Origin of the sequence: Salinivibrio sp. IB643 (assembly GCF_001996105.1) — a bacterium.
In the GTDB taxonomy this organism is placed as follows: domain Bacteria; phylum Pseudomonadota; class Gammaproteobacteria; order Enterobacterales; family Vibrionaceae; genus Salinivibrio; species Salinivibrio costicola.
The window spans coordinates 151,555-173,821 of record NZ_MUFF01000006.1 but is presented as its reverse complement, the minus strand read 5'-3'; the positions used below and the strand labels follow the sequence as shown (position 1 = coordinate 173,821).

19 protein-coding genes are annotated in these 22,267 nt (G+C 50.7%); 5 read left to right on the top strand and 14 right to left on the bottom strand.

Features of this window, described 5'->3' with window-relative positions:
• The first annotated feature begins 139 nt into the window (after positions 1–139).
• Entirely contained in the window at positions 140–406 is a 267-nt protein-coding gene (locus BZG77_RS04470) for a YkgJ family cysteine cluster protein (protein ID WP_077646353.1), read from the top strand.
• A 97-nt stretch (positions 407–503) separates the two neighbouring features.
• On the opposite strand, the gene BZG77_RS04465 is transcribed toward BZG77_RS04470, so the two are convergent.
• Entirely contained in the window at positions 504–1,373 is an 870-nt protein-coding gene (locus BZG77_RS04465; protein ID WP_077646352.1) for a Tim44 domain-containing protein, read from the bottom strand.
• 188 nt (positions 1,374–1,561) lie between these two features.
• Here BZG77_RS04465 and BZG77_RS04460 point away from each other — a divergent pair, with 188 nt between their 5' ends.
• A complete protein-coding gene (locus tag BZG77_RS04460; RefSeq protein WP_021022265.1) occupies positions 1,562–1,957 on the top strand; it encodes an NINE protein in 396 nt (131 codons plus the stop codon).
• A gap of 115 nt (positions 1,958–2,072) precedes the next feature.
• Positions 2,073–3,935, top strand: a complete 1,863-nt coding sequence (locus BZG77_RS04455) for an MFS transporter (protein WP_077646351.1) — start codon at positions 2,073–2,075, stop codon at positions 3,933–3,935.
• Here BZG77_RS04455 and BZG77_RS04450 read toward each other — a convergent pair.
• From BZG77_RS04450 to BZG77_RS04425, 6 genes are read right to left on the bottom strand one after another with little or no spacing between them, the layout of a single operon-like run.
• Entirely contained in the window at positions 3,932–5,317 is a 1,386-nt protein-coding gene (locus BZG77_RS04450) for an AMP-binding protein (protein ID WP_077646350.1), read from the bottom strand. The two genes, BZG77_RS04455 and BZG77_RS04450, sit on opposite strands and share 4 nt — an antisense overlap.
• Positions 5,314–6,348, bottom strand: a complete 1,035-nt coding sequence (gene menC / locus BZG77_RS04445; protein ID WP_077646349.1) for an o-succinylbenzoate synthase — start codon at positions 6,346–6,348, stop codon at positions 5,314–5,316. Before menC ends, BZG77_RS04450 begins: the two co-directional genes overlap by 4 nt.
• A gap of 8 nt (positions 6,349–6,356) precedes the next feature.
• On the bottom strand, positions 6,357–7,223 hold the full coding sequence (gene menB, locus BZG77_RS04440; RefSeq protein ID WP_077576286.1) for a 1,4-dihydroxy-2-naphthoyl-CoA synthase: 867 nt from the start codon (positions 7,221–7,223) through the stop codon (positions 6,357–6,359).
• 60 nt (positions 7,224–7,283) lie between these two features.
• Entirely contained in the window at positions 7,284–8,066 is a 783-nt protein-coding gene (gene menH / locus BZG77_RS04435; RefSeq protein WP_077646348.1) for a 2-succinyl-6-hydroxy-2,4-cyclohexadiene-1-carboxylate synthase, read from the bottom strand.
• The gene (gene menD / locus BZG77_RS04430; RefSeq protein WP_077646347.1) at positions 8,066–9,835 is read right to left on the bottom strand and encodes a 2-succinyl-5-enolpyruvyl-6-hydroxy-3-cyclohexene-1-carboxylic-acid synthase; all 1,770 of its coding nucleotides are present in this window, start codon (positions 9,833–9,835) and stop codon (positions 8,066–8,068) included. Before menD ends, menH begins: the two co-directional genes overlap by 1 nt.
• On the bottom strand, positions 9,835–11,133 hold the full coding sequence (locus BZG77_RS04425; protein WP_158011413.1) for an isochorismate synthase: 1,299 nt from the start codon (positions 11,131–11,133) through the stop codon (positions 9,835–9,837). Before BZG77_RS04425 ends, menD begins: the two co-directional genes overlap by 1 nt.
• Before the next feature lie 292 nt (positions 11,134–11,425).
• Here BZG77_RS04425 and BZG77_RS04420 point away from each other — a divergent pair, with 292 nt between their 5' ends.
• Together BZG77_RS04420 and BZG77_RS04415 are read left to right on the top strand one after the other, a co-directional pair.
• Positions 11,426–12,646: a pyridoxal phosphate-dependent aminotransferase gene (locus BZG77_RS04420; protein ID WP_077646346.1), complete on the top strand. Its 1,221-nt coding sequence runs from the start codon at positions 11,426–11,428 to the stop codon at positions 12,644–12,646.
• A 76-nt stretch (positions 12,647–12,722) separates the two neighbouring features.
• Positions 12,723–13,352: a tRNA-uridine aminocarboxypropyltransferase gene (locus BZG77_RS04415; protein WP_077646345.1), complete on the top strand. Its 630-nt coding sequence runs from the start codon at positions 12,723–12,725 to the stop codon at positions 13,350–13,352.
• Here the strand turns inward: BZG77_RS04415 and BZG77_RS04410 are convergent.
• The 7 genes from BZG77_RS04410 to clpX form a co-directional block, all read right to left on the bottom strand.
• Complete coding sequence (locus BZG77_RS04410) at positions 13,342–14,697, bottom strand: anti-phage deoxyguanosine triphosphatase (protein WP_077646344.1); 1,356 nt, start codon at positions 14,695–14,697, stop codon at positions 13,342–13,344. The genes BZG77_RS04415 and BZG77_RS04410 overlap by 11 nt on opposite strands.
• A complete protein-coding gene (gene yfbR / locus BZG77_RS04405) occupies positions 14,687–15,289 on the bottom strand; it encodes a 5'-deoxynucleotidase (RefSeq protein ID WP_021022254.1) in 603 nt (200 codons plus the stop codon). Before yfbR ends, BZG77_RS04410 begins: the two co-directional genes overlap by 11 nt.
• Positions 15,290–15,399: 110 nt before the next feature.
• Complete coding sequence (locus BZG77_RS04400; RefSeq protein ID WP_077646343.1) at positions 15,400–15,708, bottom strand: ComEA family DNA-binding protein; 309 nt, start codon at positions 15,706–15,708, stop codon at positions 15,400–15,402.
• A gap of 212 nt (positions 15,709–15,920) precedes the next feature.
• Entirely contained in the window at positions 15,921–17,804 is a 1,884-nt protein-coding gene (gene ppiD, locus BZG77_RS04395) for a peptidylprolyl isomerase (RefSeq protein WP_077646342.1), read from the bottom strand.
• 169 nt (positions 17,805–17,973) lie between these two features.
• Positions 17,974–18,249: a nucleoid-associated protein HU-beta gene (gene hupB / locus BZG77_RS04390; RefSeq protein WP_077646341.1), complete on the bottom strand. Its 276-nt coding sequence runs from the start codon at positions 18,247–18,249 to the stop codon at positions 17,974–17,976.
• A gap of 186 nt (positions 18,250–18,435) precedes the next feature.
• On the bottom strand, positions 18,436–20,808 hold the full coding sequence (gene lon / locus BZG77_RS04385) for an endopeptidase La (RefSeq protein WP_077460345.1): 2,373 nt from the start codon (positions 20,806–20,808) through the stop codon (positions 18,436–18,438).
• Positions 20,809–20,946: 138 nt separating this feature from the next.
• Complete coding sequence (gene clpX / locus BZG77_RS04380) at positions 20,947–22,224, bottom strand: ATP-dependent protease ATP-binding subunit ClpX (protein WP_077646340.1); 1,278 nt, start codon at positions 22,222–22,224, stop codon at positions 20,947–20,949.
• Positions 22,225–22,267: the final 43 nt, after the last annotated feature.

The window sequence follows — 22,267 nt, the reverse complement described above, 5'->3', positions numbered from 1 at the left end:
AACCGCGCGGAGCGGCAAGACATTGCGCCGCTGTTATAACCATCATAGCGATAAAGTGCAAGCAGACATTGGGATGGGTTGGAGAGTGTGCAGCCGAATGATAAAGTGCCCGCCCCTGCACATTGAGGAAGCCGACAATATGCCCACTGCATCGACATTTTCGTGCCGTCTAGGCTGTGGCGCCTGCTGCATCGCGCCTAGTATTTCATCTCCTATTCCGGGTATGCCTCATGGTAAACCTGCAGGCACTCGCTGTGTGCAGCTCGATGACAACAATTTATGCCAGCTTTTCGGTACGCCCGACCGCCCAGGCGTTTGCGCCGCATTTGACGCCGACCCGGATGTCTGTGGCGATCATTACCAACAAGCGCTCGACAACTTGATATATCTGGAAGCGGCGACATAAAAAAGCGCTACCTCACTACAAGCTAGCGCTTTCATCATATTGGCTTGTTTTTACCGTAGTACTAGCCTTTCTGTATTATTGGCGCTTTTCTGCAGAATTAGCTTTGGATACCCACAATCAGCCAAGGCGCATTGGCTTGGGACAAGTCACGCTCAAGATGCCAGATATCGGTAATATCCTCTTCAACACCCTCCACACGGTCACAATAACGGCCGGTGAATTTTAAGCTTAACTGTGCGCGATGGCTGTCGTGATCAGCACGGACAATCTCTGCATCGACGTACATCACTTCGGTATGTTGCTCAGTACCTAAGCGCGCGCGTTCTGCCGCTAAGTCGTTGTATAGCTCAGGCGTGACGTATTCTTGGATCTTTTCTAATTCATTGTGGTTCCATGCACCTTGCAAAATACGATAGTGCTCACGCGCACCACTTAAAAAACTTTGCATATCGAACTGTGGCGGAAAGTTAAACGGCACATCATTTTGCGTGTCGGCACCAAAACCACCTGTCGCAGCCCCGCTTGAGCTATCAGCCGCATGGTTTCGAAAGGCATTAGGTTGCTGATGATAATAACCTTTACTCTCACCCGCATAGGCTGGCCCTTGTGCTTGGGCACCCGCCTTCGCTTGCGTCAATCCGCGTAAAAACTTCAGTGCAAAGTAGGCAATCAGACCCATGATCAGGATGTCCATAAACTGGATCCCCTCAAAGGCGCCGCCAAAGAAGGCAGCGAGCAGGCCACCAGCAAGCAAGCCACCCAGCAGACCACCCGCGAGCCCTTTTTTGCCGCTGTTGGTGGTATTTTGCTTGAGCGTATCAGTGTTTGTGGTGTTATTTTTTGGCGCTGGCGCCGTTTTGAAGCTTTTACCGAAGGACTTGCCGCCGCCAAAGCGCTTCGCTTCTGCATAGGGCGCTGTGACAACAAAGACAAACATCAAAGCTGCAACAGAAAGTAATTTTTTCATGATCGCATCATCTGTGGTTTAAGACGCTTCTCATGCTAGAGTCTTTATCGATGAAGTCAATTAAAGGGGATAAAGAAATTGTTACCAAACATCACCTCTTCGCCGTTGTTTTTGCGCGTTAAGGAACCATTTGACGCCACTGCACTCCAAGCCATTATCTAACTTAAAGACACATACAGGCCCGAACCATGAATGATACACACAGCAAAGTCGTCGGTTACCTACTCTGGATCTTTGGTTTTCTTGGTTCACACCGCTTTTATTACGGTAAACCGGTGACCGGCACTATTTGGTTTTTTACTCTAGGGCTGTTTTTAATTGGTTGGATTGTCGATTTGTTCTTAATTCCGGCCATGGATAAAGAAGCCGACCTTCGTTTTCGTAGCGGTTCGACTGACTTTACCATTGCTTGGCTTTTGCTGACTTTTCTAGGGGTCTTAGGCATTCACCGTATGTATATGGGAAAGTGGATCACGGGAATTATCTACTTGTTTACGGGGGGCTTTTTCTTAGTAGGTATTCTCTACGACTTTTGGACCTTGAACGAGCAAGTCTCGATTAAAAACATGCAAACCTTTTCGTAATCATCGCTAATCCCCCGCTAACGTTATGACGGCGCAATCTTTAATGGGTTGCGCCTCCGCCTCGCATTGCTAGTATAACGCGCTGACCGCCTTGCTAAAATGGACCAATGCACTCATGAGCCAACAGTTTCAACTTTTGCGCGAGCGACGCTTTTTGCCTTATTTTATTACTCAGGCACTGGGCGCCTTTAACGACAACGTTTATAAAAACGTATTGGTGATCATGGTCGCGTTTGCCTCCGCAGATCAGCTCCCTATGGATGCCACCTTATTTATCAATGCGGCTGCCGGGCTGTTTATTCTTCCCTTTTTCTTGTTTTCAGCGTTTGCCGGTGAGCTTGCCGATAAACACGATAAAGCGTGGATTATGCGACGAGTAAAGTGGCTGGAAGTGCTGATTATGTCTTGTGCAGCCGTCGCACTGTATGTCCAAGCATGGATCGTCCTCTTGGCTCTCTTGTTTTTAATGGGCACTCAATCGGCCTTTTTTGGTCCGGTGAAATATGCACTGTTACCGCAAACCTTGAGTGATAAAGAGCTGGTCTCTGGCAATGCGTTGGTAGAAACGGGGACATTTTTATCCATTCTGCTCGGGACATTATTAGCGGGCTTTATCGCCCATCATCCTGATTCCAATCTTATTGCGGGGATTGCGGTACTCGTCTTTGCTTTACTGGGGGTGCTCTCCGCTCATGCTATTCCCCCCGCGCCAGCAGGTAACCCCGGACTCAACTTACGCTACAAACCCGTATCACTGATGCGGCAAACCTTGCGCTTTGCGCGTAAAGATAAGGTAACCCTGCAAGCGATACTAGGCATAAGCTGGTTTTGGTTTTTAGGCGCAAGTTATCTCACACAATTTCCGAAATACACGGCACTGCTCGGGGGCGGTGAAACGGGTGTCTCGTTTTTATTGACGCTATTTTCGATCGGGATCGCGGTCGGCGCATTATTGTGCGACAAGCTCTCTGGCCATCGTATCGAACCTGGGATTGTGCCATTGGGCAGCATTGGTTTAACGGTGTTTGGACTGCATCTATTTTTTGCTACTCCGGCCAACCCAACACCTCACGCTGATTTGCTCGCTTTTGTCACCGACCCGGCGTTAACTTGGGTGTTTATTGATCTGCTGATGATCGGCGTTTTTGGTGGCATATTTATTGTGCCCCTGTATAGCTTGATGCAACAACGCGCCGATAAAGCCGCACGTGCGCGTGTGATTGCCGCGAACAATATCTTTAATGCCTTGTTTATGGTGGCCAGTGCCATACTGGGGATCACCATGTTGGTGGTCGTTGAGCTCTCGATTGCGGAATTTTTCCTGTTGCTCACTTTACTCAATCTGGTGGTCGCGCTTTACGTCAGTAAGCTCGTGCCTATTTTTGCTCTACGCTTTTTTACCTGGATGATCACGCACACCTTATACCGTGTGACGCACAAAGATCTGCACCATATTCCCGACAAAGGGGGCGCACTGCTGATTTGTAATCATGTCAGTTACATGGATGCCCCTTTACTCGCCGGCGCCTGTCATCGCCCTATACGCTTTGTGATGTTTGAAGACTTATACAAGATCCCGGTTCTTCATTGGTTTTTCCGCACCTCAAAAGTGATCCCTATTAGTCATCGTGGCCGCACAATTCGTACCGCGATGAATGAGATCCAACGTGCGCTGGATAATGGCGAAGTCGTGCTCATTTTCCCTGAAGGACACCTTACTTATGATGGGGAGGTTGATCAGTTCCGCCGGGGTATGGACATGATATTGCAACGCTCACCGGTCCCCGTTGTGCCCCTTGCATTGCAAGGATTGTGGGGCAGTTACTTCAGCCGCCATGGCGGCAAAGCGATGTTAAAGCTTCCAAAACGGTTTTGGTCTAAGGTGACGGTTGCCGCCGGGCCAGCGGTTGAACCTGAGCAAGCAAATGCTGACTATTTGCGTGACGAAGTGATTCGCCTCCAAGAAGATAACGCTTAACTCTTCATATAAGCTTGCGCCCATTGGGCCAAAGCGTGACGAGACGGTTTGATTTGGCCGTCTTGTTGCGTCTCAGGCCAACAAAGGTAATGAGCCGGGCGCTGATACGGCGCCAGTGAGGCACAATGATCGGCCAACACTCGGGGCGAAAAAGGGCTCGCGCTCTGCACAATGGCTAGTGGGCGATGACCGAATTCGCGATCGACAATCGGGACAACCATCGCTTGCGTCACGCCTTTCAACCGCTGTAAATGCGCTTCGATCGCTTCAGGTTGAACATTCTCGCCGCCGCAAATAAATTGATTATCTAGACGTCCGACAATGCGTAGTACCGACACCGCCTGCTGGGCCTGCCAACGGCCGAGATCCCGCGACGCAAGGCCTTGCTCGGCATCTAAGCGGTGTAGCTGGCCCGCTTGCCAATATCCCAAAGCTAACGTCTCACCACGATGGATAATCTCACCATCGTCACGTATCTGCACATCACGAAAAGGCAGCGGCGCGCCGACATCATCTTGACCATCGGCACGCTTTAACGTCACGGTTGATGCCGTTTCCGTCATACCATAGCCGCACCAGCAGGCAATGCCCATCGCTTCGGCGTCTTGGGTTAAAGCGGTGGGGATCGCCGCACCGCCTAATAATACATGGGCCAAACGCCGTGGTTCGGCCTCGTCCTTCAATGCGGGCAAGACGCGATAGAGCTGGGTTGGGACTAGAGATGCATGGGTCACCCGTTTTAACGCATTGACTAAGTGCTCGCCTCGACACGGATAAATGCCAAGCTCCCCCCCGGCTAACAACCAACGCCACACAATGGCAAGACCAGAGACGTGATAAAGCGGTAAAGAAAGCAACCAACGATCCGGCGTTTGAGAGGCACGGACGCCTGTAAACGGTAGCCGCTTGATCAGACCGGCAGCACTGGCAAGATGCTGACGCGCGCCGTGTACCACCGCTTTGGGCGCGCCAGTCGATCCTGACGTCAAGGTAAGGGTTAACGGCATGTCGATATGCCAAGGCGCGATATTGCGTGCCGATTGCGCGTCAGGCACCGATTGGTGAGCGTGGGCCCATTGAAAAGGACCTAGATTATCGAGCACTGCCGTTTGTACATCCGCACTTAATGCCTGATTTAATACCAAGGTTTGTTTACCGGCTTGCCAAGCAGCCAACAAGGTGACCACCAAAGACTGCAGGGCATCGTGGCTATTTAATACCACCATTGGCGCATCATTGAACCTCCGCTGCTGGGCATCGACTAAAGCACGCAACGCCTGCCATGTGAGGGGGGTCTCGCTATCTATCGCGATGGCATCAGGCGCGTCAGCCGCCCAGTAACGCCACGGCCAGGTGTTAAAAGCAAAGCAGTGCGACGTCACAAGGTGTTGACCCAAATTAACGGCTGATCATCGAGTGGAATCAAAGGCTGATTGGCGCCAGGCCATGTTCGATCTAGCTGTTGTTCAAACACGCCCAAGGTATCGAGCCCAGGCACAACATTCGGGGTGAGCGAGCTGGCAACGCGCGATAGTTGCGTCAGTCCCAAGCTGGTTTCAAGTGATGAGCTAATGACGGCTATTTTACCGAGTGCGTGTGCGCGTGTAACGGATTGACTCACCTGCGCAAAATCACCCATCATTGTTGGTTTGATCACCCAAGTCCTTACACGATCACTTTCTTTTAACCCTGTGTCGTCGCTATCTCGCAAGGTTTCATCCCATGCTAATGGCACCCCTAATGCCTCTGCTTGAGCAAGAGACTGATAAGGATCACGACAGGGCTCTTCAATCCAGCTTATTCGCGCTTGATGCGCCTGACTCAGACCACACCAAAAGGCCGCAAGTTGTTCAGGCCGCCAACGGCGATTGGCATCAAGACGCAACCTAAGGTGAGGAATGGCATCGAGCAATGTGGTCACCATTAAGCGATCACGCGCCACTTCATACTCACCCACTTTAACTTTGGCTTCATCGGATGGATCATCCGAGTGCGGGCCACCCGAATGCGGGCCACCCGAGTGCGGGCCACCCGACACATGTCCCAGTGCGGCGAATAGCGCGTCCGGATCGCCGGTACACACGGGCACCGTCTGAAACGAGGACGGGGTCGGCAAGCGTTGATCCAATTCCGCTTGGGCAATGCTTAACCCCCATGCAACCGAAGGTGGCAATTGGGGCATGGCGATATTACGGTGATCACACCAAACAGCAGTCGCGGCAATCAGAGCGTGCCGTGCTTCGGCGAAGGTTTCCTGACTAAATCCAGGCAAAGGGGCAATTTCGCCCCACCCGCGTTGTGCGCCTTCGCTTAATTCCACCACCAAGCCTTCACGCTGGGTTAAACGCTGGTCACGTAAAAATAGACCGGCAGTGACCGGCAAGGTGTATTGATATATCCGTGCCTGTCTCATAAAGACCTCTATGGGTTGCGTGGGAAACGATCAAACTCTGGCCGACGTTTCTCGTTAAAGGCATTTCGCCCTTCTTGCCCTTCGTCGGTCATGTAAAACATCATGGTGGCGTTGCCGGCTAATTCTTGAAGCCCTGCTTGACCATCGCAATCGGCATTGAGTGCCGCTTTTAAACACCGCAATGCCATTGGGCTATGCTGCAGCACCTCGCGACACCAGCGTACGGTCTCTCGCTCGAGCTCGTCCAAGGGCACCACTGTATTGACCAGTCCCATGTCCAACGCTTCTTGCGCATTGTAAAAACGGCAAAGGAACCAGATTTCACGCGCTTTTTTCTGCCCCACAATCCGCGCCATATAAGAGGCACCCCAGCCGCCGTCGAAACTGCCTACTTTGGGGCCTGTTTGACCAAATTGGGCGTTATCGGCCGCAATGGTTAGATCACACATCATATGCAGAACATGACCACCACCGACAGCATAACCGGCAACCGCGGCAATCACAGGTTTGGGACAGGTGCGGATCTGACGCTGGAAGTCGAGCACATTCAGGTGATGAGTGCCTTCGTCGTCTTGATAGCCGCCATAATCACCACGTACCGATTGATCGCCCCCAGAGCAAAACGCTTTTTCGCCTAAACCGGTCAGAATGATCACGCCTACTCGGCTGTCATAGCGCGCATCGGCGAGCGCTTGCATCATTTCTTTAACGGTTTGCGGACGAAACGCATTACGAACCTGAGGGCGGTTAATGGTGATACGCGCAATACCATCAGCGGATTTGTGATACAAAATATCGCTAAACGTTAGCTCAGTCGGCATCCAGTCAATGGGTGCATACAGTTCTTGTTCGGTCATTCCCGGCGTTACAGCCATGGCTTTCCCCTTAATTGGTTGATGGGGTACAAGGCCCCGAAAATTGGAAGATAAAAATCGTTACGCTGATAACCGATCGTTATCTGATAGCACCTGCACAAACGACGACGGATTGGCCCAATGACAATTATGTCCCGCCCCTTTTATCAAAGTGAAGGGGATCCCGGTTGTGCGCTGTAGCGAGTGGGCCAACGAGATAAACTTAGGATCTTGCTCCCCACAAAGGTAGTCAATCGACAACCCTTGTCGCAACGCATCACCTAATGCGGGACGCAGATCAGCTTGCCGACCGAGCGATGTGGCATCGAGCATAGCGGCAATCGCGGGCCCATGGTTGTCACCACGCACTGTCATCAGTTTGACGCGCTGCGTCGCATCAAGGGATTGAAACACCGATTGCTGATACCAATCGTTTAATACCATCGAGAGCGGCTCATGCGTAAAGCGCTGAGCCCAGGCTTGATCATGGACCAACCGTTGATGACGTTCATAGCGATGCAGTAAACCAGGGTGTCCCGCTTCGAGGAATACACCCTGCCAACGAGCTGGATACGCGGTGGCTAAATGCATCGCGATGCGTGCACCAAGCGAATACCCCACTAAATACGCTGGCTGATTCCCCCACACCTGGTCACAGGTCTGGCGCACCGCGTCGACAGTAGTGGCAAAATCAACGCTTGGACAATCAACACTGTCACCATGGCCGGGTAAATCAAGACAGAGCCAGTGACAGGCTTTTAAGCGCGAGGTAACACCTTGCCAATCTTGTTGACTCCCCAGCAAACCGTGCAAAAAAACCACCTTGGGACCGTCCACCTTGCCCCCCTGCTGATACCCCAGCATCACCCCTCCTGCGCTGCCATATTGGCAAGTTGCTCTGTTAAGATTTTCCCCGCTTCACCCGCGGGCGTCACCACTTCAATCACATCAGTCCCTGGTGTATTAAACGCTTGGACGAGCGCAGCCGCGAGATCAGATTCGCAGGTTGGTTGTTGATAGTTCAAGGAAAATTGCGCGGCAACCTGCTCAAAGCGCAGACCGTGCGGCATGCGATAATAGGCGTCACAAAGCTGCGGATCGACTGGCAAGGAATCAAAAATGCCGCCGCCATTGTTATTGAGGATAAGCATGGCTGCCGGGGCAGCCGTCTCACGCCATAGTGCAAGACTATTAAGATCGTAAAGCGCGCTCGTGTCGCCAAGCACCACCAGCATCGGCTGACGTCGGCATCGCTGAACGCCTGCAGCGCAGGCAAATAGCCCGTCAATGCCTGACGCACCGCGATTGGCAAACACCGGATAGGCGCCAAGTTGCGACCAAATATCCGCCAAACGAATCGCTAGGCTGTTGCCGATAAAAATATCGACGTCCTCGGGAAGCATCGTGGGTAATTGTTGAAATAAGCGATGCTCTGACAGCAATGAGGGAGAGAGCCTGTCAGTCGCTTTCTCCATCTGTGCTCGCGCCTCATACGTCAATGTTTGTTGCCAAACAAGGGGCGAGTCCGCCGACACAGTGAGCTCTTCAGACGTTGAGCACGCCGCACTCACCTGGTCAGTCAGTGCATCAAGCCATAACGACCAGTGGCGCTTGTCGACAACACACTGTTCAACCGCCCGATGATGAGGATCAAGTGGCTGCGCGTTATCCGTCACCAACCAATATTGCGCCGAGGTTTGCGCCAACCATTGTCCCAAGCGTTTTGACACTAAACGCCCGCCGAGCTGGATCACCCATTGCGCCTGAGACAACTGCGCCTGCAAGTTGGGATGGTTTAACCAAAGATCGTAGCCAGGTGCCGTGCTCGTGATGCCCGATTGCGGGTCGGCTAATACCACCGCATTCAGCGCTGTGGCTAAGCGGTTAACCGATGCTGATAATCCGTGCGGCAGCGCACCCGCCACAATCACCGTTTTTACGGGGCGATCGGATGGCAAACTGGGCGGGAGGCTATCTTGCTCCATCGACGTAGAAAACCGTCCATGATGGCGCGTATAGCTTTGTTGGCTTTGATGCCAGTTAGCAATCGGCGCACGGATCTCAGCCTCAAGCGCTGCATCTCGTTCGCCATAGAATGGCTCTCGAAACGGGCAATTAATATGCACACTGCCACCACGTGCCGCTTGATGGGCAAGCACCTGATCCACCTTGGTCAATAAAGCACTCAGTGGCATCCCCGCGTCTGGCGTAGGTAAATCCAGTTGGGCAGTAACATGGGACGAAAACAGATCGCGCTGCACAATCGCTTGGTTCGCCCCGCAATCGACCAATTCAAACGGACGATCTGCAGACAGAATGATTAATGGCTCACCGGTTAACCCGCTCTCGACTACCGCAGGCAAACAATTCGCCACCGCGGTTCCGGAAGTGACAATCACTGCCACCGGTGCCTGTTCGGCTTTGGCTAAGCCTAAAGCAAGGTAACCGAGACCACGTTCATCAAAGTGACAATGTAAGGTGACCGGACGCTGGGGGCGCTGACTTTGTTTCACGGCGGCCAGTGTGAGCGGCGTCGATCGCGATCCTGGAGCAATACAAATATGTTTGACGCCCAAGCGCGATAACTCGTCGATAAGGGTTTCGGCCCATATATGCGTGAGTGTCAGCGACATTAACACACTCCAACAATGGCGTCGTCGTGCTCGTGGGCATGACGATAAGGGAGACACTGACGCATGGTCGTCAGTTTGTTATCTAACTCTTGCCACTCAGCCTCAGGATCAGAGCCGGGAACAATTCCTGCCCCCGCAAATAAATCCACCGTATTATCGGTCAATTGCGCGCTTCGGATCGCCACACAAAATTGGCTTTCACGTTGTGAAATATAGCCCACGGCTCCACTGTAACGACCGCGTGTGATCCCTTGTTCGGCGAGAAACGCACGGGCCGTATCACGAGGAAGTCCCGCCACCGCAGCAGTCGGTTGAAGCGCGCCCAAGATCACACTGTCATCGACACCAGGACCAACGATGGCACTAATACGACGACGCAAATGCTGAAGATGACGGAGCACAATCAAATGGGGGTCAGGATCAACGGTAATCGTTAACGAATGACGCCGTAAGCCGGCAAAAATATCATCAACGACCAACTGATTCTCATGAACGTTTTTACTGTCGTTTAGCAACCACTCACCGAGATGATGATCTTCACTAAAGCTCGCGCCGCGACGCACGGTGCCCGCGACCGCTTCTGTGGTCACGCGACAATCTCGACGCCGATAGAGTCGCTCTGGGGTCGACCCGACAAAAGCATCGTCAGGCCCCGTTGCGAACAGAAAATGGAAACTCTCGCTGTTATGTTGTTGGCTGTGGCTAAGAAGCTGTCCACCGCTCACCGCCCCGTCCAAGGTTAAACGGGTTTGCCGCGCAAGCACCACTTTTTTCAGCTCAGTGTGGGCCATGTTTGACAATGCACGCGTCACCGAGTGACACCATTGATGATGGTTTGGGGTATGTACTTCTTGACGGATCCGTCCAGCCATCGGCGCGAGGGGTCGGCCTTGCCAGATAATTTGGCTAAGAATAGCTTGGCTGTCAGTTTCAGCGATGAGATTGACACAAAGCTGCCATTGCTTATCGCGACGAATAAGCTCCACCACGGGAAGAAAGAAATCACCACTGCCTGGTGCATCATCAAACGCAACACATCCCCAGATTCGCTGCTCGGGTAATAAGCTAGCCTGCGCCTGCTGAATTTGCGTAAACTGACGACAGGCGCCCAGTACTAGCACCTCTTCCCGGCCATCACGCGACTGCCAATAGCTTTTCGGGTAGACAGGCTGGGCGTCTAGCCACGCAATCGGTGATAAATCTCCTGGCCAAGTAAAATCGGTTTGCAACTGTGTTGGCGCTTGACTGATCGCCAACTGGCTTTGCAAGTAATTGGCCGCTTGAATCAAGGTAGTCACGACATCCTCCAACCGCCTAGGCGGCAGTCCTATTCGCAAGTCTATACCTGCTGCTATTTATGTAGCACGTTATTCTTGCTTGTCAGTCTAACCTGTGAGGGCATAAGACAAATATGCGCTAGATCAGTCTTCGGTTAAAATTGGCCGATTTTTTGCCGACACAAGCGAAACAGCACTCGATTCAACCAATACTGATCAAATCGATCAACCATCTTTCTAAGAGGGTGAGAAATAGTGTAAGTTACTTAAAAAGCCTAATAACAATTTTCACCTTTGATTGACAGGAAGGGTAATGCAACCAATCGGTATGTCCGCCAAGCTGGATAATGTCTGTTATGATATTCGCGGCCCAGTGATGAAAGAAGCCAAACGGCTAGAAGAGGAAGGCCACCGGATTTTAAAGCTCAATATCGGCAATCCTGCGCCGTTTGGTTTTGATGCCCCAGACGAAATCCTCGTCGATGTGATTCGGAATTTGCCAACCTCGCAAGGATATTGTGATTCGAAAGGCCTTTATTCAGCCCGAAAAGCCGTTGTACAGCACTACCAAAAGCGCGGCTTGATGGATCTGGATGTCGAAGATGTCTACCTGGGCAATGGCGCCTCCGAACTGATCGTCATGGCCATGCAAGCGTTACTGAATAATGGCGATGAGCTACTCGTGCCCTCGCCCGATTATCCACTTTGGACAGCCGCAGCATCGTTATCAGGCGGTAATCCGGTCCACTATCTGTGTGATGAGGAGTCTGATTGGTATCCAGATTTAGACGATATCAAGCGCAAAATTACGCCAAAGACTCGCGGACTGGTGTTGATTAACCCCAATAACCCGACCGGCGCCGTCTATAGCCGTGACTTTTTGTTGCAGGTTGTCGAGCTGGCCCGCCAGCATAATTTGATCATTTTTGCCGACGAGATTTACGATAAAATTCTCTATGACGGGGCGCAGCATTATTCTATCGCTACCCTGGCTCCCGATGTGCTTTGTTTGACCTTTAACGGTTTGTCTAAAGCGTATCGAGTCTGTGGTTTTCGAGCCGGTTGGATGCTCGTGACCGGGCCCAAACAGCATGCGCGTGGTTATATCGATGGGCTTGAAATGCTGGCGTCGATGCGCCTGTGTGCCAACGTACCGATGCAGCATGCGATTCAAACTGCGCTCGGCGGTTATCAAAGCATTAACGAATTGATCCTGCCGGGCGGTCGATTACTGGAGCAGCGCGACAAAGCCTATGAGCTGATCAATCAGATCCCGGGGGTCAGTTGTAAAAAACCCAAGGGAGCATTGTATTTGTTTCCTAAAATCGACACCAAGCGCTACAGCATCCATAACGACGAAAAGCTGATGCTCGACTTTTTGTTGCAAGAAAAAGTCCTCATGGTGCACGGCACCGGCTTTAACTGGCAACTGCCGGACCATTTCCGGTTAGTCACGCTCCCGCGGGTGGATGATTTGGAAATGGCAATCAGTCGTTTTGAGCGTTTTCTCTGCGGTTATAGCCAAGCTACCTAACGGCTTAATCGACCTTGCGTTTATTATCAAGCAGCGGTAAAGCGCTGCTTGATTCCGTTATTAAACAGTGACCATCATGTCTCGATACTGCTCATCTTGCCATAAAGCGAAAGCCATTTGCGTATGCGATGCCATTACACCAATCACCAATACAATCCCGGTGATTATCTTGCAGCATCCCGATGAAGTCTCGCACCCGAAAAACAGTGCTTGTTTGCTCGCGTTAGCATTAGAGCATTGTGAGCGTTGGATAGGAGAAGATTTTAGCGAGCACCGCGCGCTGAATGAAAGGCTTGCACGGTCCCAGCGCCGCTATGCAGTGTTATATCCGGGCGAGCATGCTATCGCTCTATCATCGCTGACCAAGCCATTAGCATCAGCCAAAGAAAGCGACCGCGAGATACCATGGGGGATCATATTACTCGACGGAACATGGAAAAAAGCTTACAAACTGTATCAGTTATCAAAGAATCTCCATGATTTACCCACAGTCAAGATTACCACCATGCCACCGAGCCAATACACCATCCGCAAAAGTGGTAAGCCAGGGGCCCTTTCGACCTTAGAGGCCGGATTTGCTGCACTGAGTGAGTTAAGTGGTGATCGTGAACATTATCAGCCCTTACTCACAAGCTTTGAGGCGATGATCGATCGCCAGCTTGCCTTTATGCCGGCATCATCCAATCATCCCCGTCCTAGCGAATAGCGTACAGGGGACCGTTACTCGCGGCGGTAAACATGGTGCTGTGTAGTTTCTGGGCAAAACTGTCTGTCATCGACGATAAGTAATCGGCAATCACGCGCATACCCGACTCTCCTGCGGTTTGTGCTGTTAACCAATCTTGTCGATAGTCTTTAGGCAACAGGCGCTCGGGATCAGAGGCAAAGGCGTCAAACAACTCCATCACCAATTGCTGACCTTTATACTCAACCACCTGAAGCTCAGGCTGCTTCACTACAAATTCACTGACAAATCGCTTCAGTACCTCAAGCACGCCAGCCATCACCTCGGTTAGATAGGCGTTCCAGGCTAACAAAGGAGACGTAAAGCGGTAGGTGGCATCTTGAACCGTCGGGGCCAACTCGACGGAGGTTAATAAGGTGTTGACCAAGGCCCCGATCGCATCCTTGCGCTCATACGGAGGACCGAACATTTGTTCGCTCAGTTCACCAATATTGGCTTCTAACCAAGGATCACCGCATTCAGCGATATAACTTGCCACAGCCTCTTGCCATTGTTCGCGGGTGACCAATCCCATCACAATCGCATCTTCAAGATCATGGACGCCATAAGCGATGTCATCCGCTAACTCCATAATGGAGCAATCCAACGACTTATAACGCGTCTTGCGATGCTGGTCAGCAGGCGTGTTGTCTCTGAACGTCAAAAATAACGCCCGATCGGCGGCACTGAACGGCTCAAGTACCCAGTTTCGGCGTACACTGTCATGATCATAAATACCTTTAGCAGGTTGCCAATCACGCGCTTTGAGATGACGAAAATCGCTGACAGGCGTTGGCTGTGAACCATTGTGTGCGGCGCTGATAAACGCGGGGTATTTCATTACGCCCAGCAAAGTGCGACGCGCCAAGTTCATGCCATGATGTTGGGTATAAGGTTCAAGCAGCGTCACGATCCGAAATGTCTGGGCATTGCCTTCGAAGCCACCGTCGTTTCGCATCATATAATTTAATGCCACTTCACCACCGTGCCCGTATGGCGGGTGGCCAATATCATGAGCAAGACATAAGCTTTCCATCAGCCCAGTGGACGGTAAAAGTGGCCGAAACTCAGGCTGTCTTTCTTTAAGCTGCGCAACAATGCCGGTGCCAATTTGTGACACCTCGAGCGAGTGGGTTAAACGGGTGCGATAAAAGTCGCTATGCTCAGCCCCCAACACCTGTGTTTTGGCTTGTAAGCGGCGAAATGCGGCTGAATGTAAAATACGCGCACGGTCACGCTGATAAACGGTACGCTTATCATGACGGCGCTTCTTGTTCTCATTGCTCATCTGGCGTGTTTGCCAGGTATCTGGCAGTTCAAAATCCATCGTCACTGATCTCATCCAGCGATAAGGTGAAGCTATCCACGAAGGTGGCCATAAAGTAATCGGTGGCTGGCGAACGACGCTTTTCTAGTGATGCTTCAAGTCGCTTCTTAGCTTGCTCAAATTCATGATTACCGGCAGCGATTTCTTCCAGACACTTTAAGTAAGCACATAAAATATCCGCTTGTTTCACCAACAAATAATCATCTGGATCAATATGGTCTGAATCAATCAACCCGCTGTATTCATCCTGCAGCTCTGGCGGCAGCATGGCGATCAACTTTTTCTCCGCCATTTTCTCGATTTTTTTATATTCAGCGGCAATCGACGGATTAAAGTATTTGACCGGGGTGGGTAAATCGCCTGTGATGACCTCGCTACAGTCATGAAACATCGCCAGCACCGCAATACGTTCTGGCTGGTACTGCCCTTCAAAACGTTTATTGTGAATAAGCGCTAAGGCGTGGGCGACAAACGCGACTTGTAAACTGTGTTCAGATATATTTTCGACGGAAACATTGCGCATCAAAGGCCAACGGTAAATCAGCTTCATCCGGGCAAGATGAGCAAAAAAGTGACTTTGTTTGTGAGTCATTGCGTCCTGCTACGTTCCTACAACCAGATTTCATTGTGTGCATTCCGGCCGGCAGACACAAGGATTATTCGCGCAAAGACGGTGACGTCTTTGCGCTGAACTCTCCATCACTATGACGACACGTTAATCCGGTCGCGGTTTTTCTCCAATGTCAATGCGCCAATGCCTTTTACTTCGACTAAATCGTCTGGTGAGGCGAACTTTCCGTGTTTCTGGCGATAGTCGACGATGGCTTTCGCTTTGGCAGGGCCAATACCGCGGAGCTGCTCTGAGAGGATTTGTACACTGGCAGTGTTAATATCCACCGAGCGCGTCTCAACCTGTTCAGAGGACTGAGACGCATCTTGACTGGCGCTTAGCACAGTGGGTGCAGTCACTAGTGCCAACACAAATAGAATACTGGATAGTAGGTGTTTCATTTTTGATCTCCATGTCATCAATATCGCCGACACGGTAAATCACTGCTTGCGCCTTTTCATGTCCCCGCAAACAGAAAAACGACGCAGGACAAAATCCTAGCGTCGTTTTTCTATTTTCACACAAACGAATGCGAGAGACGTCTAACTCTCTGCGATCCTGTTAAGCGCTCACGCTGAGCGCTTTCTCGCGTTTAAACGCTCACTACACTCGCTTATTGTTGTGCGTCAACCTCTGCATAAGTCACATCCACTTGCTCACGCAGCGCTTCGAGTGTGGCAGACAAAGACATATTGCTCATCGCACGTGCAACGCGATCGGCCATTTGGCTTTGTGGGCTAATGTCTGGCATCGCAGGGTTAATCACGTTATCCAGCGCAACCACCACAATATCGCCCTGACGGTTCTGCGTCACCCCATAACTTGCGCCTGTTTCGTTAGGCTGAGGCAACGAGAAAGCGAGCTCCGACACCGCTTGCTGCTGAGAAACACGATTGATCACTTGCGCATCACTGAACACATAATCACGCTGATCTAGCGTACCGGTCTGCTCAAGTTGCGCTACCAATTGGTCCGCTTTTTCTTGCGCCTGCTGGCGGCCTTTTTCTGCCGCGAGCGTCGCCTGCACTTGGTCTTTTACTTCAGCAAAACTCAATTGCTTTTCAGGCTTCACGTCGTCGAGACGCACCACAATCGCGTGCTCACCTGACAGCTCAATCAGCTCAGAGTTAAGGGCATTTTCACGCACATCATAGCTATCAAGCGCTTGCTGGATTTGAGGGCGCGCCATTAAGCCTTGGGCATTATCGAGCGCAAAGTAATCCGTAAACTGCACCTTCGCATTCACCGCCTCTGCGGCTGGCTCAAGGCCATTCGCCTCCTCAAACGCCACTTCAGCCAGTTGCGTTGACTGTGCATAGAAACGATCCGCCGCTTGCTCTTGTTGCAGAGCAAGACGAATGTCGTCTTTTACGTCAGACAATGGCGTAACATCGGCTGGGTCAATATCATCTAAGCGAATGATATGATAGCCGAAATCAGATTTAACTAAGCCACTAATATCGCCTTTTTGCGCCAGTGCGTAAGCGGCTTTTTCAAACGCAGGATCCATCACACCGGGTTCAATCCAATCCAATGATCCGTTTTGCTCGGCACTAAAGGTGTCATCAGAGGCTTCCTTGACCAAGGTCGCAAACGCTTCACCTTGATTGATGCGATCTAACGTTTGTTGAGCACGAGCTTTGGCGTCGTCTCCTGTTCCTTCAATTAAGATGTGGCTAACCTTACGGCGCTCTTGTGAGCCATACTGAGACTGGTTGTCTTGGTAGTAAGTGGCGATGTCTTCATCCGTGACTTGAATGTCACTGGCTAGCCCTTCACCAGTTAATTCCACATACGCGACTTTCACCATATGTGGCTGAATATAATCATCACGATTCGCTTGGTAATACGCTTCCAGCTCCTCATCCGTTAACGACACCTGGTTGGCAAAGTCCTCAACTGGCAAGGTTAAAGTGCGCACTTCGCGGCTCTGTGCTTCGAGACGGTATAAGCTTTCTAGTTCGCTAGGTAATACGAATGCGGTTGTTTGTAAGCCATTGACTAACTGCTGGCGCATTAAATCCGTGCGCATATAGTTAGCAAACTCATCTGCACTCATGCCAGTTTGACGCAATGCCGCTTGATAACGCTCGTTATTAAACTGACCCGCCTGACGGAATTGAGGCATGGCACGGATCGCCGCTTTCACTTGTGCGTCACTGACGCGTAATCCTAATTCACTGGCTTCGTGCTCTAAAAGCAAGTCATTCACCATACGATCAAGAATATTTTGGCGAAAACGTTTCACGTATTCGGGGTTACCGAGAAGCTGATTGAATTGCTCGCCCGCTTGTTGCTGCATACGTGCACGCTCATTCTGATACGCGCGATCCAGTTCCGCTCGGCTAATTTCTTTATCACCGACGGTTGCAGCAGGCGGTGTGGATCCACCGGCCAGATAACTACCGACACCGGCAAAAGCAAAGGAAAAGATAATAAGGCTTAAAATGATCTTAACCGGAAGACTATTGGTGCCTTCGCGTATACGTTCCATCATAACGGGCCGGTACTCCAACTGGTTTGGACTGGTTGTTTTTCAACTAAAAAGGCGCATCTTTTGATGCGCCTTTACGCTCTTGTGTACCGAATTATACGCGGTTGTTAGTGGCTTTGCAGCTCCAACACCCTGTCAAACGCGAATAATTCGGCACGACCTCACGTGATAATTACTCGTTTACCGCGTCTTTTAACGCTTTACCGGCTTTAAAGCCCGGTACTTTTGCAGCGGCAATCTCAATTTCAGCACCGGTTTGCGGATTTCGTCCCTTACGGGCGGCACGTTCGCGCACTGAGAAGGTACCAAAACCGACGAGTGCGACTTGATCACCTGACTTGAGTGTGTCAGAGACAGAGTCTACGAACGCATCCAGTGCTCGCCCCGCCGAGGCTTTAGAAATATCAGCACTCTCTGCAATATGATCAATCAGTTCCGACTTGTTCACTTTTTCATCCCCTTAAATAACTTCTCCGCAAACCCTATGCGCATTGCGGTTTCAATAACAGACGCTTTGTCGACGCAAGACGTTGTAAGCAACTACCTGCCCCATGCAGACAGTACACAAGAACAACGTTAGCGAGCAAAAAAAACGCTGACAAGCCTTTTGCGGTCTGTCAGCGTTTTACGTTGTTTAATTTTGCTGCATGTCACTCTTTTCAGCGTCAACCAGCTCAATCCCAAGCGGATTATTCACTAATGCGATGGTTAACACGTCATCAATCCATCGTACTGGATGAATCGATAATTCTTCTTTCACATTGGCTGGAATGTCTTCCAAGTCACGCTCATTTTCTTTTGGAATCACCACCGTTTTGATCCCACCGCGCCGTGCCGCTAGAAGCTTCTCTTTCAATCCACCAATCGGAAGGACTTCGCCGCGCAGCGTGATTTCGCCAGTCATCGCCACGTCGGAGCGCACTGAGTTACCCGTGAGGCTTGAGACCAAAGCTGTACACATCGCGATGCCCGCGCTGGGGCCGTCTTTCGGTGTCGCGCCTTCTGGAACGTGCACATGGATGTCACGCTTTTCATAGAAGTCACTATTAATCCCCAACTTATCGGCTCGGCTACGCACCACTGTCATGGCCGCTTGCACCGATTCTTGCATCACATCACCCAATGAGCCGGTATGCGTCAGTTTACCTTTACCGGGCATGGACTCGGTTTCAATCGTTAACAGATCACCGCCCACTTCGGTCCAAGCGAGACCGGTGACTTGACCGATACGATTTTGCTCATCGGCTTTACCGTAATCGAAGCGACGCACACCCAAATAGTCGGATAAATTGTCATTGGTGACCGTGACTTGCGTTAGGTCTTTATCGAGCAAAATTTCTTTAACCGTTTTACGGCACAGCTTAGAAATTTCACGCTCTAGATTACGCACGCCCGCTTCACGAGTGTAGTAACGAATAATGCCGATAATCGCCGAGTCTTCGATAGTGATCTCGTGCGGCTTCAAACCATTCCGTGAAACTTGTTTATCCACTAAATGTCGCTTGGCAATATTCAGTTTTTCATCTTCGGTGTAACCCGATAAACGAATCACTTCCATCCGATCCAACAATGGGCCAGGGATATTCATCGAGTTCGATGTTGCTACAAACATTACATCAGAAAGGTCATAGTCCACTTCTAAGTAATGATCGTTGAAGGCGTTATTTTGTTCGGGATCCAAGACTTCTAACAACGCAGAGGAAGGGTCGCCACGCATGTCAGAGGAGACCTTATCAATCTCATCCAACAAAAATAGTGGATTACGCACGCCAACTTTTGACATTTTCTGGATCAATTTACCGGGCAACGAACCGATGTAGGTACGACGATGACCTCGGATTTCCGCTTCATCGCGAACCCCGCCCAGTGCCATACGGGTATATTTACGTCCCGTTGCCCGAGCGATAGATTGCCCCAAAGACGTTTTACCGACACCCGGAGGGCCGACTAAACAAAGAATCGGACCTTTTAGTTTTTTCATCCGGTTTTGAACCGCAAGATACTCCAAAATCCGGTCTTTGACACGCTCAAGGCCGTAATGATCGGCATTCAATACTTCTTCAGCGCGCGCTAAATCTTTCTTCACTTTCGAGCGTTTCGCCCAAGGTACGCTGATCATCCAGTCAATATAACTGCGTACCACTGTGGCTTCGGCAGACATCGGCGACATCATTTTAAGCTTTTGCAGTTCTTGCTCGGTTTTTTCCCGTGCTTCCTGCGGCATTTTTGATTCTTCGATTTTCTGCTTTAGTGTTTCAAACTCATCCGGCGCATCGTCTAGCTCACCCAGTTCTTTCTGGATGGCTTTCATCTGCTCGTTGAGATAATACTCGCGCTGGCTTTTTTCCATCTGTTTTTTGACGCGACCACGGATCCGCTTTTCGACTTGCAGCAAGTCAATCTCAGATTCCATCATCGTCATCAGATATTCTAGACGCTCGGAAATATCAACAAGCTCAAGAACTTGTTGCTTATCTTCAAGCTTAAGCGGCATATGGGCCGCAATGGTATCGGCGAGACGAGCCGCCTCTTCAATCCCATTTAGCGACGTCAGTACTTCCGGCGGAATCTTTTTATTGAGCTTAATAAAGCCTTCAAACTGGCTGATCGCCGTCCGTACCAGGACTTCTTGCTCGCGCTCATCCAAACTTGGCGTGGTCAGATAATCAGCTTGCGCGGTGAAGAAATCGTCTTCACTAAACTGGTCAATACTTGCACGCTGCATCCCTTCGACCAGAACTTTTACCGTTCCATCTGGAAGTTTAAGAAGCTGTAGGATGGTTGCTACCGTACCAACGGTATATAAATCTGAGATACTTGGGTCATCGGTTGCCGCATCTTTTTGCGCCACCAATAGAATCTGCTTATCGTTGTCCATCGCCGCTTCAAGGCAGCGTATCGACTTTTCCCTTCCCACAAAGAGCGGGATCACCATGTGAGGATAAACCACCACATCCCGAAGTGGCAGCACCGGAATGTCAATGCGCTCGGAACGCTCCAAGTTCATATGCTTCTCTCTTCCGTTCAATCTGATTAAGAGTATATGGGGTCTGTTGGACAGGTTTCAACGGCTCAACCGTCAGAAAATAAAAAAGGGAGTGATAACTCCCTTTTTTCTTTATCGCTGATAAAACAAGTGAAAGCGTTATTCACCGCCTGCGGCTTGATTCTCAGTGTGCTCATATATCAATAGAGGTGCGGATTCGCCTCGGATCACTGAGTCATCAATGACGACCTTGGTCACCCCTTTCATGGATGGCAGATCATACATAGTATCTAGCAGCACAGATTCCACAATCGAACGCAAACCTCGTGCACCTGTTTTGCGGGTCATCGCTTTTTTGGCGATCGCACGTAGGGCGTCATCACGGAACTCAAGCTCGACACCATCCAGCTCAAGCAGCGCACTGTATTGTTTGGTGATGGCATTTTTTGGCTCACGCAAAATCTGTACGAGTGCGTCTTCGTCAAGCTCTCTAAGCACAGCAGTCACTGGCAAACGGCCGATAAACTCAGGGATCAGGCCATATTTAACCATATCTTCTGGTTCTACTTTACCGAAGAACTCATCGACTGACCGTTCAGTCGCGCCTTTTACTTGCGCGCCAAAACCAATGCCAGAGCCGGTATCAACACGCTGCTCTATCACTTTGTCTAGTCCTGCAAACGCACCACCACAAATAAATAGAATTTTCGAGGTATCAACCTGGAGAAACTCTTGTTGTGGATGTTTACGTCCACCTTGTGGCGGGATCGATGCAACCGTTCCCTCGACCAGTTTAAGCAGGGCTTGCTGTACGCCTTCGCCAGAAACATCACGGGTAATCGATGGATTATCCGATTTACGTGACACCTTGTCGATTTCATCGATATACACGATGCCGCGCTCTGCTTTAGCGACGTCGTAGTCACACTTTTGCAGCAGCTTTTGGATGATATTTTCGACGTCTTCACCCACATAACCGGCTTCGGTTAATGTCGTTGCGTCAGCCATCGTAAATGGCACATCCAAGAAGCGGGCGAGGGTTTCAGCCAGCAGTGTTTTACCACTCCCTGTGGGGCCAATCAGCAGGATATTACTCTTACCTAGCTCCACGCCCTCGGCGCTTTTATCGCCGTTTCGCAAGCGTTTATAGTGGTTGTATACCGCAACCGAAAGCACTTTTTTGGCTTGCTCTTGGCCAATGACATAATCGTCCAGATGCTCGCGAATTTCGCTTGGCGCAGGCAAAGAATCACCTTCACGCTTCGGCATCACTTCTTTGATCTCTTCACGGATAATGTCATTACATAGGTCAACACATTCGTCACAAATGTAGACCGATGGCCCAGCAATTAACTTGCGAACTTCGTGTTGGCTCTTACCACAGAATGAGCAGTAAAGCAGCTTTCCGCTTCCACCGTCTTTTCGCTTGTCTGTCATTCGCTAACCTCTTTGGGGCACTTGCCCGTCGTTGCCTTATGTT